The sequence below is a fragment of the Pseudarthrobacter sp. CC12 genome, from assembly GCF_039907755.1.
Classification (GTDB): domain Bacteria; phylum Actinomycetota; class Actinomycetes; order Actinomycetales; family Micrococcaceae; genus Arthrobacter; species Arthrobacter niigatensis.
In genome coordinates, this window is record NZ_JARDJH010000044.1 from 1 (window position 1) to 15,360 (window position 15,360).

The 15,360-nt window shown below is 68.0% G+C and carries 12 protein-coding genes, 1 tRNA gene and 2 pseudogenes; 6 read left to right on the forward strand and 9 right to left on the reverse strand.

Translation table 11 applies throughout. From position 1 onward, the window contains the following. Positions 1-78 precede the first annotated feature (78 nt). The gene (locus PV772_RS20345) at positions 79-738 is read right to left on the reverse strand and encodes a hypothetical protein (RefSeq protein ID WP_347887372.1); all 660 of its coding nucleotides are present in this window, start codon (positions 736-738) and stop codon (positions 79-81) included. A 64-nt stretch (positions 739-802) separates the two neighbouring features. Here PV772_RS20345 and PV772_RS20350 point away from each other — a divergent pair, with 64 nt between their 5' ends. Continuing rightward, the gene (locus PV772_RS20350) at positions 803-1,723 is read left to right on the forward strand and encodes an acyl-CoA thioesterase II (RefSeq protein ID WP_307356198.1); all 921 of its coding nucleotides are present in this window, start codon (positions 803-805) and stop codon (positions 1,721-1,723) included. 98 nt (positions 1,724-1,821) lie between these two features. Here PV772_RS20350 and ettA read toward each other — a convergent pair whose 3' ends face one another. The 3 genes from ettA to PV772_RS20365 all read right to left on the reverse strand — a co-directional run bounded on the left by ettA (position 1,822) and on the right by PV772_RS20365 (position 4,834). Further along, a complete protein-coding gene (ettA, locus tag PV772_RS20355; RefSeq protein WP_347887373.1) occupies positions 1,822-3,504 on the reverse strand; it encodes an energy-dependent translational throttle protein EttA in 1,683 nt (560 codons plus the stop codon). 61 nt (positions 3,505-3,565) lie between these two features. After that, positions 3,566-4,111, reverse strand: coding sequence for a hypothetical protein (locus PV772_RS20360; RefSeq protein ID WP_141160205.1), 546 nt, complete (start codon positions 4,109-4,111; stop codon positions 3,566-3,568). Positions 4,112-4,282: 171 nt separating this feature from the next. After that, positions 4,283-4,834, reverse strand: a complete 552-nt coding sequence (locus PV772_RS20365) for a single-stranded DNA-binding protein (protein ID WP_141181733.1) — start codon at positions 4,832-4,834, stop codon at positions 4,283-4,285. Positions 4,835-5,041: 207 nt separating this feature from the next. Here PV772_RS20365 and PV772_RS20370 point away from each other — a divergent pair. Then, positions 5,042-5,114, forward strand: a tRNA-Arg gene (locus PV772_RS20370). Positions 5,115-5,165: 51 nt separating this feature from the next. Here the strand turns inward: PV772_RS20370 and PV772_RS20375 are convergent. Further along, positions 5,166-6,392 (reverse strand): ROK family protein, encoded by a 1,227-nt coding sequence (locus PV772_RS20375; RefSeq protein WP_307356189.1) that lies wholly within the window; start codon positions 6,390-6,392, stop codon positions 5,166-5,168. A gap of 148 nt (positions 6,393-6,540) precedes the next feature. Between PV772_RS20375 and xylA the strand changes: the two genes are divergently transcribed. Together xylA and xylB are read left to right on the forward strand one after the other, a co-directional pair. After that, a complete protein-coding gene (xylA, locus tag PV772_RS20380) occupies positions 6,541-7,728 on the forward strand; it encodes a xylose isomerase (protein WP_347887374.1) in 1,188 nt (395 codons plus the stop codon). Between the two features lie 3 nt (positions 7,729-7,731). After that, the gene (gene xylB, locus PV772_RS20385) at positions 7,732-9,150 is read left to right on the forward strand and encodes a xylulokinase (RefSeq protein WP_141160201.1); all 1,419 of its coding nucleotides are present in this window, start codon (positions 7,732-7,734) and stop codon (positions 9,148-9,150) included. A 73-nt stretch (positions 9,151-9,223) separates the two neighbouring features. Here xylB and PV772_RS20390 read toward each other — a convergent pair whose 3' ends face one another. The 3 genes and pseudogenes from PV772_RS20390 to PV772_RS20400 all read right to left on the reverse strand — a co-directional run bounded on the left by PV772_RS20390 (position 9,224) and on the right by PV772_RS20400 (position 12,443). Further along, the gene (locus PV772_RS20390) at positions 9,224-10,063 is read right to left on the reverse strand and encodes a sugar phosphate isomerase/epimerase family protein (protein ID WP_141160200.1); all 840 of its coding nucleotides are present in this window, start codon (positions 10,061-10,063) and stop codon (positions 9,224-9,226) included. Then, positions 10,060-11,274: pseudogene (locus PV772_RS20395) on the reverse strand (dihydrodipicolinate synthase family protein); the annotation flags it as partial. The gene PV772_RS20390 and the pseudogene PV772_RS20395, both read right to left, overlap by 4 nt. Beyond that, positions 11,274-12,443 (reverse strand): Gfo/Idh/MocA family oxidoreductase, encoded by a 1,170-nt coding sequence (locus PV772_RS20400; RefSeq protein ID WP_307356181.1) that lies wholly within the window; start codon positions 12,441-12,443, stop codon positions 11,274-11,276. The gene PV772_RS20400 and the pseudogene PV772_RS20395, both read right to left, overlap by 1 nt. 167 nt (positions 12,444-12,610) lie before the next feature. Between PV772_RS20400 and PV772_RS20405 the strand changes: the two genes are divergently transcribed. After that, positions 12,611-13,693, forward strand: a complete 1,083-nt coding sequence (locus tag PV772_RS20405) for a LacI family DNA-binding transcriptional regulator (protein ID WP_347887375.1) — start codon at positions 12,611-12,613, stop codon at positions 13,691-13,693. Then, positions 13,693-14,459, forward strand: a pseudogene (locus PV772_RS20410) (alpha/beta hydrolase). The gene PV772_RS20405 and the pseudogene PV772_RS20410 overlap by 1 nt, the downstream one beginning before the upstream one ends. Here PV772_RS20410 and PV772_RS20415 read toward each other — a convergent pair. Beyond that, a complete protein-coding gene (locus tag PV772_RS20415; protein WP_307356176.1) occupies positions 14,456-15,358 on the reverse strand; it encodes an aldose 1-epimerase family protein in 903 nt (300 codons plus the stop codon). The pseudogene PV772_RS20410 and the gene PV772_RS20415 sit on opposite strands and share 4 nt — an antisense overlap. Between the last annotated feature and the right edge of the window lie 2 nt (positions 15,359-15,360).

Below are 15,360 nucleotides of genomic sequence, written 5' to 3' on the forward strand. Positions count from 1 at the left end.
AACAACCACCGGCCCCACGGCGGCCTCGGAGGCAAACCACCCATCAGCAGGTGCAACCAACCTACTGACTGAGTACACCTAGGGCAGGCCGCTGCCGGTCCGCGCCAGGACGTGGCCGCGGGGTCCGGTAAGCCGGAACCAGCGGCCCGCCCGGTAAAGCTTCTGGTCCCCGTCCCCCAGGAACCCCAGCGCGAAGGCAGCGAACGCCGCACCGGCGGGCAGGCCGGCGTCGTCCAGTTCCCGTCCCCAAACCGCGGCCCGGGCGTTGTTGACGATCAGCGCCCCCGGCTTGTCCGGCACGATGCCGGCCACCTCGGCGATACCCGCCTCCGCTGCCGCACGGAGTCGGGCGTCGCTGACGGACCCCAACAGCTCCCAACCGCCCCGCGGGGCGCCAACACCCGTCCAGGACTCGGTCACCGTGGTGGGCGGAACCGGCAACTCGACGTCGTCCTCCCCCGCACGTGCCAGCCTGTCCAGGACAGATGACAACGCCACGGTGACATCCGTTCCGGAAGGCTCCGCCAGCGCCATGGTGCGCAGGCCCAGGATGGTGGGGGTCGCTTCGCCCAGGAGCCGGGGCCGCAGGACGCACACGTAGGCGGCCAGGACGGAGCCGGCAGCCTGCAGGCGGATGGCACCGTCGTCAATGGCTCTGGCCCGGGTGGCGAAGGTCTTCAGGTCGGCCAGATCGCGTGGATCGGCGAAACGGAAGGACGAAGTGAGTAGTTCAGACACACCTAGAACACTACCGGCTGCACTCCGGTTGAGTGGTTTGCGGGGCGCCGTCTAGAGTCGGACCATGACTGAAGCCGAAGCCGGACTGCTGGCGCCGCCCAGCGGCGACCCCACCTCATCGCTGATCGAACTGCTGGACCTTGGTGAGCTTGAGGGCGCCCGCACGGATGAGGATATTTTCCTGGGCCCGTCGCAGAAGCAGCCGCACCACAGGGTGTTTGGCGGACAGGTGCTGGCCCAGTCGCTCGTGGCCTCGATCCGGACGGTGGATCCGGACCGGTTTGTCCATTCCATGCACGGATACTTCCTGCGGCCCGGTGACGCCAACAAGCCGATCACCTTTGGGGTGCAGCGGCTCCGCGACGGCCGGTCGTTTTCCGCCCGGCGCGTCCACGCCTACCAGGACGGCGTGCCCATCCTGTCCATGATCGCCTCCTTCCAGGGCGACGACGAAGGAATCGAACACTCCTCGGAAATGCCGGCCGGAATCCCGGACCCCGAATCCCTGCCCAGCACGGCGGACCTGCTCGGCCGGTTCGACCATCCGGTGGCACGCCACTGGGCCTACGAGCGGCCCTTCGACATCCGGCATGTCAACCCCGCCCTGTATGTTTCGGCGGCCGGTCCGCGGGAGGCCAGCAACGCCGTGTGGATGAAGACGTTCGGGCCGATGCCGGATGACGCCAACCTGCACCGCGCCGCCCTGGCGTACGCCAGCGACTACACGCTGCTCGAATCCATCCTCCGGCGGCACGGACTGAGCTGGATCACTCCGGGCATGAACGTTGCCAGCTTGGACCATGCCATGTGGTGGCACCGGCCGGCGCGGGTTGATGAGTGGCTGCTCTACGTCCAGGAATCCCCCAGCGCCCACGGGGCACGCGGCCTGGCAACGGGCAAGATCTTCAACCGCGAGGGCCAGCACGTCGCCACGGTGGCGCAGGAGGGGATGGTGCGCATTCCCACCGGTCCCGGGGGCGCCTGACATCCCGGGCACCGTGAAGTACCGGGCACGCAGAAGGCCGGCACCCTCGAATTCCTTCGGGTGCCGGCCTTCTGCGTGCCGCGCGGGGTTCCGCGCTGTTAGTCGCGGGTCAGGCGGCGGTGGGTGACGCGGTGCGGCTTGGCAGCGTCGGGGCCCAAACGCTCCACCTTGTTCTCCTCGTAGGACTCGAAGTTTCCTTCGAACCAGTACCACTTGGAGGGGTTCTCCTCGTCACCTTCGTAGGCCAGGATGTGGGTGGCCACCCGGTCCAGGAACCAGCGGTCGTGCGAGACCACCACGGCGCAGCCGGGGAACTCGAGCAGCGCGTTTTCCAGGCTGCTGAGGGTTTCGACGTCGAGGTCGTTGGTGGGTTCGTCGAGGAGCAGCAGGTTTCCGCCCTGCTTGAGGGTCAGGGCCAGGTTCAGGCGGTTGCGCTCACCACCGGAGAGCACGCCCGCCTTCTTCTGCTGGTCCGGGCCCTTGAACCCGAAGGCTGCCACGTAGGCGCGGGACGGCATCTCCACGTTGCCCACCTGGATGAAGTCGAGTCCGTCGGAAACGACCTCCCACAGGGTCTTGTTGGGGTCGATGCCGCCGCGGCTCTGGTCCGCGTAAGAGATCTTGACCGAGTCACCGATCTTCAGCTCGCCGCCGTCGAGCGGTTCCAGGCCCACGATGGTCTTGAAGAGGGTGGACTTGCCCACACCGTTGGGACCAATGACGCCGACGATGCCGTTGCGCGGCAGGCTGAAGGACAATCCATCGATCAGGACACGGTCCTCGAAGCCCTTCTGGAGGTTCTTCGCCTCCAGGACCAGTCCGCCGAGGCGCGGTCCCGGCGGGATCTGGATTTCCTCGAAGTCAAGCTTGCGGGTGCGGTCCGCTTCCGCGGCCATTTCCTCGTACCGGGCCAAGCGGGCCTTCGACTTGGTCTGCCGGCCCTTGGCGTTGGAGCGGACCCACTCAAGTTCCTCCGCGAGGCGCTTGGCCTGCTTGGCATCCTTCTTGCCCTGGATCTCGAGGCGGGCGCGCTTCTTCTCCAGGTAGGTGGAGTAGTTGCCTTCGTACGGGTACAGGTGGCCGCGGTCAACTTCGGCAATCCATTCCGCCACGTGGTCCAGGAAGTACCGGTCGTGGGTGACGGCGAGGACGGCGCCGGGGTAGCTCGACAGGTGCTGCTCGAGCCACAGGACACTCTCGGCATCCAGGTGGTTTGTGGGCTCGTCGAGGAGCAGCAGGTCCGGCTTCTGCAGGAGGAGCTTGCAGAGGGCCACGCGGCGGCGCTCGCCACCGGAAAGGTTGGTGACATCGGCGTCGGCCGGGGGGCAGCGGAGGGCATCCATGGCCTGCTCCAGCTGGGAGTCGAGGTCCCAGGCATCGGCGGCGTCGATGGCTTCCTGCAGCTTGCCCATTTCCTCGAGGAGGGTGTCATAGTCAGCATCGGGGCTGGCCATTTCCTCGGAGATCTCGTTAAAGCGCTGGATCTTCCCGTAGATCTCGCCCACGCCCTCCTGGACGTTGCCCAGGACGGTCTTTTCCTCGTTGAGGGGCGGTTCCTGGAGCAGGATTCCCACGCTGTAGCCGGGGCTCAGCCTCGCTTCACCGTTGGAGGGCGTGTCCAGCCCGGCCATGATCTTGAGGATGGTGGACTTACCGGCACCGTTTGGGCCCACAACACCAATCTTGGCGCCCGGGAAGAAGGACATGCTTACGTCATCAAGAATGAGTTTTTCGCCAACGGCCTTACGGGCCTTGGTCATTGTGTAGATAAATTCCGCCATGGTCTCAAATCTAGTGGGTTGGCGGGCAGATCTCACATTTGCGGCCGGAATGCCGGCGGGATCAGGAGCCCACGAAGCACTTGCCGCTGGCCAGGACCGGAAGCACTGTGACGGTCACGGCACCTTCGCGCACCTGGCCGATGACACAGTCTTTCCCCTGCAGCACCGCAGCCTCAATGGCATCCGCCTCCAATCCGGTGGGCGTGCGGCTCTGCGAGACCTGAAGCGCCGCCGGCGCGATGCCCGCTCCCGTCAACGCGTCGCTGACCTGCGCCGTAGCCGGTTTTGGCGTCCCTGTTGCAAGTTTCGCCAACGTATCGGTGACAGTCCGCTTGACGTTGTCGGTGGCCGCGGTGCCTGCAGCGGACGTCGCACCGCCGGACGTGTTGGCCATCGCTTCCCCGGCGGGCGTACTGCCCTCCCGGGCTGCACCCGACGGCTGTGCGGGCGCTGCCGCCGTCGGCGTCAAGGATCCTTCACTGCCGCCAACTAAAGGGCTGTTTGCGGCAGGACCTGCGGCACACCCTGCCAAGAGTGCGGCCAGGGCGGCGCACGTCAGCGCTGCACCGGCCCGGTATATCTGCCGGCGGTAAGGGGTGGGACGCATGGTGCCATTGTTCCACGACCGGGGTGGCGCGGCCGCCGCGACCGGCCGTGGCCATCCACGGCACAGGACGGGGCAGTATGTCCTGGCGGGCGGACGGACGGCAGCCGGGGGGGTGCTGCCAATCCGTCCGCCCGGGACTGAACGGGGAACGTCGATAGCTGATGCGTGTTCCTAGACTTCGGCGAGTTCCCCGGTTTCCAGGTCAAGGGACGCGAGGCCGCCGTCGTTGTCCTCGATGACCACCGCCGCGACGCCGTGCTCTTCGGGATGCCCGTCCTCGCGGTCCTCCGGTTCGTCAAGGTCAGGGTCCACCACAGGGCCATCCTCCGGGGACTGGGGCTGCTCCACGAGGGACAGCGCAGGCCTGGACGCGGTCCGGATGAAGTTCGCCGACCCGAAGGCAAGGTCGTGCCCCACGGCCTCGGCATCGATGATGGTGGAGTGGTAGACCCGGCCTTCCTTCTCCCAGGTGCGGATCTTCAGCTTGCCCACGACGATGACCGGCTGGCCCTTCCGGATACTGCAGCCCAGGGTCCCGGCCAGGTTGCGGTAGCCCTGCACGGTGAACCAGTTGGTGTGCCCGTCGCCCCAGGTTTTGGATTCCCGGTCAAACCGGCGCGTGGTGGAACCGAGCCGGAAGGAGGCTGTTGCCACTCCCCCTGGCGTGGTGGAACTCGTGATCTCGGTGGCAACAAAGCCCCGGATGGTAATCGTTTCGCTCATGTCTACGTCCTGTCTGGATGGTGGCGCCTGTAGCAGGCATGACCAGCATCACCCCGGATGCCGGCGGCGGGGAGGCACGGGTTCCCGTATGTGGACAACAGGCCCCAGCCCGCCACGTGGGGAGGAACAGTGGAGGCCGGATGACGCCGCCGGCAGCCGGGGCAATGTAAACTTTTTGAGGCGCCGGCCTGCAGGCCGGAAGCTGATGCCTCAGTAGCTCAGGGGATAGAGCAGCGGCCTTCTAATCCGCCGGTCGGGGGTTCGATTCCCTCCTGGGGCACCCTGGTGGCCGATGCCCCGGTCTTTGGACCGGGGCATCGTGCATCTGTTGCTAAGCGCTCAGCCGGTGCGGGGCTTCCACCAGGGACCGGATCACGCTGCCGGCGGCCCCCAGCAGGGCGCCATACTCCCCCACTGCGGACATCGTGATGGCCTCCGGCGCATACTTGCCCGGCGCGTAGGTCTTTACACTCTCCAGCAAGGGTTCCCGCAACCAGGGGTCCAGGACCGCGAAGTGGCCACCGAGGACCACCGAATCGATATCGACCACCCGGGCCGTTGAAGCCAGTGCGATCCCCAGGCAGCGGCCCGCATGCTCGACGGCGGCTACCGCCCCGGGCTCCGCGGCTTCCAGCGCCCGCAGGAGTGCGGCCATGGCGGCCGACCGGGAGCCCCCGTCAGCTGCCAGGCCGGCGGCGGAGAGGATGGCGTCCTGTCCCGCCGCCGTCTCAAGGCAACCGGTGCCTCCGCACGAACAGCGGCCGCCGTCCGGGTCCACCACAATGTGCCCCACTTCGCCGGCGTGGCCGCCGGGGCCAGTAAACAGCTCAGAACCAATGACGATCCCGCCGCCTACGCCCACCTCGCCGGAGACGAAGAGGAAGTTTGATGCGCCGTCCGGGCGGTGCCGCAGTTCGGCCAGGGCGGCAGCATCGGCCTCGTTGAACAGCGCAACCCCCAGTGCGGTTTCCGGCAACAGGGCGTCCAGGTCGAGGTCCACATCGATCCAGCCCAGGTTGGGAGCGGCCAACACCCGCGCAGCGGCCGGGTCCACCAGGCCGGGCACCGCCAGCCCTCCGCCCAGGACCTCGACCCCCCGCTCCCCTGCGGCGCTGCGCACCCTTGCGGCGAGGACTGCGAGCGCGGCGAGGACCGGCCGGTCCGGGCTGTTCCGGTTGTCACGTTCCTGCACCTCGCGGAGCAGCACCGTTCCGGCAAGGTCCACCACGGCTGCAGAGATGTAGTCAACGTTGACCTCCATACCCATGACCGCACGGGCAGGGCTCAGTTCCAGCCCAACCCCCGGCCGGCCGCGGCCCTGCGGGTTCAGGCCGATTTCACGGATGATCCCGGCCTCCAGGAGATCCAGCACCAGGCTGGACACAGAGGCCTTGGTCAATCCGGTGGCTCCGGCCACCTGGGCGCGGCTGGGGCGGGCGCCGGGCGGGAACTCGGCAATCGCCCCCAGCACCAGCGCCAGGTTGCTGCGGCGCACATCCCCCACGTTTCCGGGGGCAGACCCTCCGGGTCCGGGCATTGCCGGCGCCGGCATCACCATCACACAGCTCCTCGGTCCGGCGCTTCCGCCAAATTTTTCCGGCGGCCTGCCTGCCGGACTATTGACCCCACCCTACGTCCGTCCATATAGTTCAGGCAATGAACTAATGCCTCGCAATTCCGCAGGCACCTGATCGCAAGGACGCATCATGACTCTTTCCCCCACCCCCGCTGACAAGTTCACTTTCGGTCTCTGGACCGTCGGCTGGACCGGTGCCGACCCGTTCGGCGTGGCCACCCGGTCCGCCCTGGATCCGGTGGAGGCCGTACACCGCCTGGCCGAACTGGGCGCCTATGGCCTTACGTTCCACGACAACGACCTGGTCCCGTTCGATGCCTCCGCTTCGGAGCGGGAGCTGATCCTGAAGAACTTCCGTGCAGCCCTGGCTGAGACCGGACTGAAGGTTCCGATGGTCACCACCAACCTGTTCAGCCACCCCGTCTTCAAAGATGGCGGCTTCACCTCCAACGACCGTTCCATCCGCCGCTTCGCCCTGTCCAAGGTCCTGCGGAACATCGACCTTGCTGCTGAACTTGGTGCCGAAACGTTCGTCATGTGGGGCGGCCGCGAAGGCAGCGAGTACGACGGTTCCAAGGACCTCGCTGCCGCCCTGGACCGGATGAAGGAAGGCGTGGACACCGCTGCCGGCTACATCAAGGAGAAGGGCTACAACCTGCGCATTGCGCTTGAGCCCAAGCCGAACGAGCCACGGGGCGATATCTTCCTGCCCACGGTCGGCCACGGCCTGGCCTTCATCGCCCAGCTCGAGCACGGCGACATCGTTGGACTGAACCCCGAAACCGGCCACGAGCAGATGGCTGGGCTGAACTTCACCCACGGGATTGCGCAGGCCCTCTGGGCAGGCAAGCTCTTCCACATCGACCTCAACGGCCAGCGCGGCATCAAGTACGACCAGGACCTCGTCTTCGGCCACGGCGACCTCACGAGCGCCTTCTTCACGGTGGACCTGCTGGAGAACGGCTTCCCGGGTGGCGGCCCCAAGTACGGCGGCCCGCGCCATTTCGACTACAAGCCCTCCCGCACCGACGGCTACGACGGCGTATGGGAGTCCGCGAAGGCGAACATGGCCATGTACCTGCTCCTTAAGGAACGTGCACTGGCGTTCCGCGCTGACCCGCAGGTACAGGAAGCCCTCAAAACCTCCGGCGTCTTCGAACTTGGCGAGCCCACCCTCAAGGCCGGCGAAACGACCGCCGACCTGCTGGCCGACGCCGCCGCCTTCGAGGACTTCGACGCCGACAAGGCCGCCGAGCGCTCCTTCGCCTTCGTGCGCCTCAACCAGCTCGCCATCGAACACCTCCTGGGCGCCCGCTAGGCCATGGTGCTTGTCGCAGGCATCGACAGCTCCACCCAGTCGTGCAAGGTGGTCATCCGCGATGCCCATACCGGGGAACTGGTCCGGGAGGGCAGGGCGGGGCACCCGGAAGGCACCGAGGTCCACCCCGACCACTGGTGGACGGCGCTGCTCAAGGCCGCCGCGGATGCCGGTGGCCTGGATGACGTGGCCGCCATCTCCGTCGGCGGCCAACAGCACGGGATGGTCTGCCTGGACGCGGACGGGACGGTGGTCCGGCCGGCACTGCTGTGGAACGACACCCGCAGCGCGGGCGCAGCCGCGGAACTCATCGCACAAGCCGGCGGCGGGGACCCTGCCGTTGGCGCGGCTTATTGGGCCCGGGCGACGGGGACCGTCCCCGTCGCCTCGCTGACGGTGACCAAGCTGCGCTGGCTCGCGGAGAACGAACCGGAGAACGCCGCCCAGGTCGCTGCCGTGTGCCTGCCGCATGACTGGCTCACCTGGCGGCTCGCAGGCCACGGTCCAGGCAGTGGCAGGGAAGGACTGGCGGCACTGGCCACCGACCGTTCGGATGCGTCGGGCACCGGGTATTACTCGACGGCGGAGGACCGGTACCTTCCCGATGTCCTTTCCGCCGCGCTCGGCCACCTTCCAGTCCTTCCGCGGGTGCTGGGCCCACTGGAGGCGGCCGGATGGACGCCGGCAGGTGCCCTGCTGGGGGCAGGCGCCGGGGACAATGCGGCCGCCGCCCTGGGGGCAGGTGCCGGGCTGGGCGACGTGGTGATGTCGCTGGGCACCTCCGGCACCGTGTTCGCGGTTTCCGCTTCGCCGGCGGCAGATGCCTCAGGGCTGGTGGCCGGGTTCGCCGATGCAGCCGGGCACTACCTTCCGCTGGTGTGCACGTTGAACGCCACGCGCGTTTTCGATGCCACCGCCGCCCTGCTGGGCGTCGACCTGGCGGAGTTCAACCGGCTGGCAATGTCCGCCGGGCCCGGTTCCGGCGGCCTTACCCTGGTCCCCTATTTCGATGGGGAAAGGACCCCCAACCTGCCGGATGCCACCGGCTCCCTGCACGGCATTACGCGGGCGAACTACACCGCCGCCAACCTGGCGCGCGCCGCCGTCGAAGGCGTGGTCTGTTCCCTGGCGGACGGCCTGGCGGCCCTGCAGGAGCAGGGGGTGTCCGCCCAGCGGATCCTCCTGGTGGGCGGGGGCGCCCAGTCCGCCGCTGTGCAGGACGTAGCGGCACGCCTGCTGGGGGCCCGTGTCACGGTGCCGCAGCCGGGCGAGTACGTGGCTGACGGCGCCGCGCGCCAGGCCGCGGCGGCACTCACCGGACATTTCCCCACCTGGGCGGCAGGCGCCGTCGACCTCCCAGAGAAAAAGGACGACGGCGCTGTGCTGGCAAGGTACCGCCGGTTCGCCTCGTTGTCCGCCTGAGGCCACAGCGCAGAGGAGGCCCGGACCGTCCGCGGTCCGGGCCTCCTCTGCGCTGGCGCGGAATTATGCCGGGTCAGGCGAACGGGAGGACAAGCTCCGCGTACCGCTCCTTGACCGTGGCCAGGACGGCATTGCCGTCCGTATCCCAAATCTCCTGGTTGAAAATCTCCACCTCGATGTACCCGGTGTAGCCGGCGTCCCGTACCCAGGTACCGATCGTGGCGAAGTCCACCACGCCGTCGCCCATGTACCCGCGGGACAGCAGCGGGTCCGCGGCGATCGGCATGTTGAAGTCGCACACCTGGTAGGAGGCGATGCGCTTCTCCCGGCCCGCGCGCCCGATCTGCGCCTTCAGTTCCGGGTCCCACCAGACATGGAAGGTGTCCACGGCGACGCCCACCGTTGCGGCATCGAACGGCGCTGCAAGGTCCAGCGCCTGCCCCAGCGTGGAGATCAGGGCACGGTCGGCCGCATACATCGGGTGCAGCGGCTCCAGGACCAGGCGGACGCCATGTTCGGCGGCGAAGGGAACCAGGTCGGCGAGCCTGTCGGCAACGCGCTGCCGGGCGGCCACGACGTCCTTCTCCCCCGGTGCAAGCCCGCCGACCACCAGGAACAGTTCCCGGGTGTCCAGGGCCACGGCTTCAAGGATCGCTGCGCGGTTGTCCGCGAGCGCGGCCGCCTGGCCTTCGGCGTCTGCGGCGGTGAGGAACCCGCCGCGGCACAGTGAGGACACGCGCAGGCCGGCGTCCTTGATCAGGCGCGCCGCCTTGTCCAGGCCGGCTTCCTCCACGCGGTCCCGCCACGGGCCGATCGAGGGAATGCCTGCGTTGACGCACCCCTCCACGACCTGGGCGAGCGTCCACTTTTTGGTAGTGGCGCTGTTGATGGACAGGCGCGCGAAGTCGCTCATACTCCCACCCCGTTGATGCGCAGGTAGTCGGACATCCGGAAGGCCGCCAGCGCGGGGTCTTTCAGCAGTCCGGCCTGGTCCGCGAGCTCAAAGGTTCTGGCCAGGTGGCAGACCGAGCGGCCCGAATGCAGGCCGCCCACCATCTGGAAACCGGGCTGCTTGCCGTTGAGCCAGGACAGGAAGGCGATCCCTGTCTTGTAGTAGAACGTAGGGGCACTGAAGATGTGCTTGCCCAGTTCCCGGGTGGAGTCGAGGATTTCGCGGGCCTTGGCGGCGTTGCCGGCGTCGTAGTTCTGCAGGGCAACCGAAGCGGCGGGGTAGATTGCCGCGAAGATTCCCAGCAGGGCGTCGGAGTGGTGGCTGCCATCGCCGTCGATGAGTTCCGGGTAGTTGAAGTCGTCGCCGGTGTAGAGCCGGACGCCGTCGGGCAGGGCCGCCCGCAGGGCCACCTCGTGGCCGGCATCGAGCAGCGAGACCTTGACACCGTCCACCTTGGCGGCGTTGTCCTTGATGAGGCCGAGGAACGTTTCGGTGGCCGTCGCGACGTCGTCCGATCCCCAGTAGCCGGCGAGGGCGGGATCGAACATGGTGCCCAGCCAGTGCAGGATGACCGGCTGGTCCACTTCCCGCAGGAGGGTGGAGTACACCGTCAGGTAGTCTTCGGGGCCCCGTGCCACCTTTGCCAGGGCCCGGGAGGCCATGAGGATGACCTTGGGGCCGGCCTCGGTGACGACGGCGATCTGCTCGCGGTAGGCCTCAAGGACGGCCTTGATTCCGGCCTCAACTGCAGGAAGCGAATCAGTCTCCAGCTGGTCGGTGCCGGCACCGCAGGAGACGAGGTCCCGGACGGACTTGCCGACGGTGGCCGCATTGCCGGCCGAAACCACCGAGGCTGCTTCGACACCGGTGCGCTTGATGAGCTGCTGGGTGGCGGCCCAGTCAAGGCCCATGCCGCGCTGGGCGGTGTCCATCGCATCGGCCACGCCCAGGCCATAGGACCAGAGCTCGTGGCGGTACGCCATGGTGGCGTCCCAGTCGAGGCGTGCAGGGGCCCCGGGGGTGTTGTCCGCGAGTACTTCGGGAATGACGTGGGCCGCGGCATATGCCCGCCGGGCTGTCAGTGGCGCGGTGGGGCGGGCCCAGGTGGTGCCACCCTGCAGGCGGTACTCCCTGGTGCCCCCGTCGGAGGAGGGAAGGATGAGGGAAGTCATTAGACGGTGATCTCCGGGATGTCGATGGTGCGGCGTTCGTCGTTGGACTGCAGGCCCAGTTCCGCGAGCTGCACGCCGCGGGCGGCGGAGAGCAGGCCAAAGCGGTGTTCGCGGCCGGCCACGACGTCGCGGAGGAATTCCTCCCACTGCAGCTTGAAGCCGTTGTCCAGCTCGGCATTGGCCGGAACCTCCTGCCACTGGTCGCGGAAGGATTCGGTGACGGGCAGGTCCGGGTTCCAGACGGGCTTGGGCGTATGCGCCCGCTGCTGGGCGACGCACTTGTTCAGGCCGGCCACAGCGGAACCGTGGGTGCCATCCACCTGGAATTCCACCAGTTCGTCGCGGTATACGCGCACCGCCCAGGACGAGTTGATCTGGCCGACGACCTCGTCGCCGCCCGGCGTTTCAAGTTCGAAGATGCCGTAGGAGGCGTCATCGGCGGTGGCCTTGTATTCCCTGCCCTCCTCGTCCCAGCGGGCAGGGATGTGGGTGGCGGTCTTGGCATTGACGCTTTTGACCTTGCCGATGATTCCCTCCAGGACGTAGTTCCAGTGGCAGAACATGTCAGTGGTCATTCCGCCGCCGTCTTCCTTGCGGTAGTTCCAGGACGGGCGCTGGGCGGCCTGGATGTCGCCTTCGAAGACCCAGTAGCCGAACTCGCCGCGGATGGAAAGGATCCGGCCGAAGAATCCCTCGTCCACCAGCCGGCGGAGCTTGACCAGGCCCGGCAGGTAGAGCTTGTCGTGGACAACACCGGCCGTCACCCCTGCCTGCTTGCCGATCCGGGCAAGCTCGATGGCCTCTTCAAGGGTTTCGGCCGTGGGCTTCTCGGTGAAGATGTGCTTCCCGGCCAGCATGGCCTTCTTCAGGGTGGCCGCGCGGAGGCTGGTCATCGAGGCATCGAACACGACGTCGACAGTGGGGTCGTTGATCACGGCGTCCAGGTCGGTGGTCCATTCCGAAACCTTGTGCTGCTCTGCCAATTCCCGGATTTTCGCCTCATTGCGCCCCACGAGGATGGGTTCAACCTGGACGCGGGTGCCGTCCTCGAGGGTGAATCCGCCGGCGTCGCGGATGGGCAGGATGGAGCGCAGCAGGTGCTGGCGGTAGCCCATCCGGCCGGTGATGCCGTTCATGGCGATGCGGATCGTCTTTGTTTCGAAGCCCATGTGTCCTCCACGGTGAGTGAGCAATGTACTCAAGCCAACTGGGAAAGCGCATTCCCACTGCATCCATGATGCATCGCGCCCTTTCTCTTGGCAAGCGCTTTCCGGAAGAAGTTTGAACTGCCATAATGTGCTTAGCCTTCGAGCCCGTACCGAGACCAGGAGATGCTGTGGCTGCAAGTACCCTTACCGAGGTGGCCCGCCTTGCCGGCGTTTCCCCCGCTACGGCCTCCCGCGTGCTTAACGGTTCCGCCCGGAAGCCGGGCGAGGACTTCGCCGAACGGGTCAGGCAGGCGGCGGAGTCGCTGGGTTACGTGCCCAACGCCCAGGCCCAGGGGCTGGCGAAGTCCAGCTCCGGCCTCATCGGCCTGATTGTCCACGACATCGCGGACCCCTACTTCGCGGCCGTGGCCCGGGGCGTGCAGGCAGCCGCGCGGGAACAGCACCGGATGGTGCTGCTGGCCACTACCGGGGGCGGGCCCGCGGAAGAAAGGGAAGCAGTGGCAGCCTTTGCCGCCCGCCGGGCGGACTCGATTGTCATCGCAGGTTCCCGCTCGTGCCGGGATGAAGACAAGGAAGGCAACGCAGAGCTGGCAGCCGAACTCGACCGGTACTGCCGCAACGGCGGACAGGTGGCAGTGGTGGGCCACCCGGTGGTCGGCGCAACGGCTCCGGAGGGATACCACGTGGTGAAAGTCCCCAACCAGGAGCTCGCCGGCCGCCTCGCCGCGGAGCTTGCGCGCAGCTGGGACGGGGACTTCGTCATCGTCGGCGGCCCGGAAGGCCTCCTGACTTCCGATGACCGGGTCCGCGGCTTCCAGGAGGGACTGGACAAGGCCGGACGCCGTCCGGCCGAAGTGCTCCGCAGCGCGTTCAATCGGTCCGGCGGATATGACGCAGGCCTGGAACTGGCGGCCCGGATCAAGGCAGCCCAATCCGGCGACGCGCACGCCACCGCAAAACTCTGTATTTTCGCCGTCAACGACGTCATGGCCATCGGCGCCGCAGCGGCCCTGCGGTCCGAAGGGCTCCGCATCCCCCGCGACGCCGCCATCGCCGGTTTCGACGACATTGAAACCCTCCGGGACTTCCGGCCCGCCCTGTCCACGGTCCGCCTGCCGCTGGAGGACATCGGCCGGCTCGCCACGCTTGCCACCGGACCGAGGTCCGCCGGCGACGCTGCGGAAGCCGCCTCCCCCGGTGGCATCACAGGCGAGGTCACGCTGCGGCGCAGCACCGAAGCTGCCGCCTGATGGCGTTGCCGGCACTGACGGCAGTTCCGGCCCGCCCGGGGGGTGCCGGCTACCGCCCCGCCATCCTGGTCCTGCCCGGAGGAGGTTATGCCAGGCAGGCCGATCACGAAGCGGAGCCCGTGGCGGAATGGCTGACAGCGCTGGGCATCCACGCCTTCGTGCTCCGCTACAGGGTTGCCCCTGACCGGCACCCGGCACCCCTGGAGGACGCAAAGGAAGCCATGCTCCACATCAGGGGTGGACAACGTGGGTTGGCCGTCGACCCGGGGCGTGTCGGCGTCCTGGGCTTCTCCGCCGGCGGCCACCTGGCAGCCACCTGAGCACGGCAGCTGCCACCGGGAATCCGGATCTGGACGTGCGCGCGGCCGTCCCCGACCTTTCGGTTCTTTGCTACCCCGTAGCATCACTGACCCACGAAGCCCACCCGGGATCGGTGGCGAACCTCCTTGGCGACGCACCGCCGTCGGCCCTTCTCAGGGCACTCTCGCCGGAGCTGAACGTCACGCCCCTGGCACCGCCGGCATTCCTCTGGCATACCGCCGACGACGATGCCGTCCCGGTGAGCAACAGCCTGAACTACGCCAGGGCGCTCTTTGCCGCCGGCGTTCCGGCGGAGCTGCATGTCTTCCCGGAGGGGCGGCACGGGCTAGGGCTTGCCGCAGACCAACCAGGACCCGGGCAGTGGACCGGGCTGTGCGCGGCCTGGCTGCAGCGAGCCGGGTGGACGGATACCCCCGCCGCAGCCCCTGCGACCGGCCGCAGTTAGTCCACTGCCCGAATGGTCCAGCTTGCCGAATGTGCCTGGCCAGGCTGCAGATGCACCAGGTCCGTCCCTGAACGCAGGGCATCCGGCGGGCAGGTCATGGGTTCAACGGCCAGGCCCAGCCGGTCCGGGCCGACGGGCTTGTCGCCGGTGTGCACCTGCACCCAGGGCCACTCGGTGCCCCACTCGAGTTCCACACCCGTACCGGACGGGTCCAACACCCGTACCCGGGCAAGGCCCTCTCCGTCCCGGGCGATGTCCGTAAACGCATGGTCGATCTTCACCGGTCCCAGCCGCCGCGCTGACCGGAAGTCGAAGGCGGCCCCCGCCACCGGCCGCATGCCCACGGGCAGCAGCCGGTCAGGGGTTACCTCCAGGTAGGAGCCGGCCGGAAGTTCCAGCGACCAGTCATCCAGCGGGGACGGGCCGGCCACCAGATAGGGGTGGGGGCATACCCCGTACGGCGCGGGCGAGGTGCCGGCGTTGACCGCCCGCACCTCGCCGCGGAGCCCGTCTTCGGAGAGGGAGTAGCTGACGGCCAGTTCCAGGTCTGTGGGGTAATCGGGGCCGGCAGGAATGCGGCATCCCAGGACCGCCCGGCCCGCGGCTGTTTCCAGTACTTCCCAAGGCCTGTGGATGGCCAGGCCGTGCAAAGCCGAGCCACGCTCCGGCTCGTTAACGGCGGCGGTATAGCCAATGCCCGCGTAGGAGTAGCTGCCGTCCGCCAGCCGGTTGGGCCAGGGCGCGCAGATGACGCCCCGGTAGTCGGGCACGGGACCGTCCGGCCCAAATCCCACCACCAGGTCCCTGTCCCCGTGGCGCAGTGCGCGGAGCGCCCCGCCCCGAAGGGTGACGACGGCGGAGTAGGGTCCGTGGGCGAGGTGGACTTCGGTTCCGGGCATGG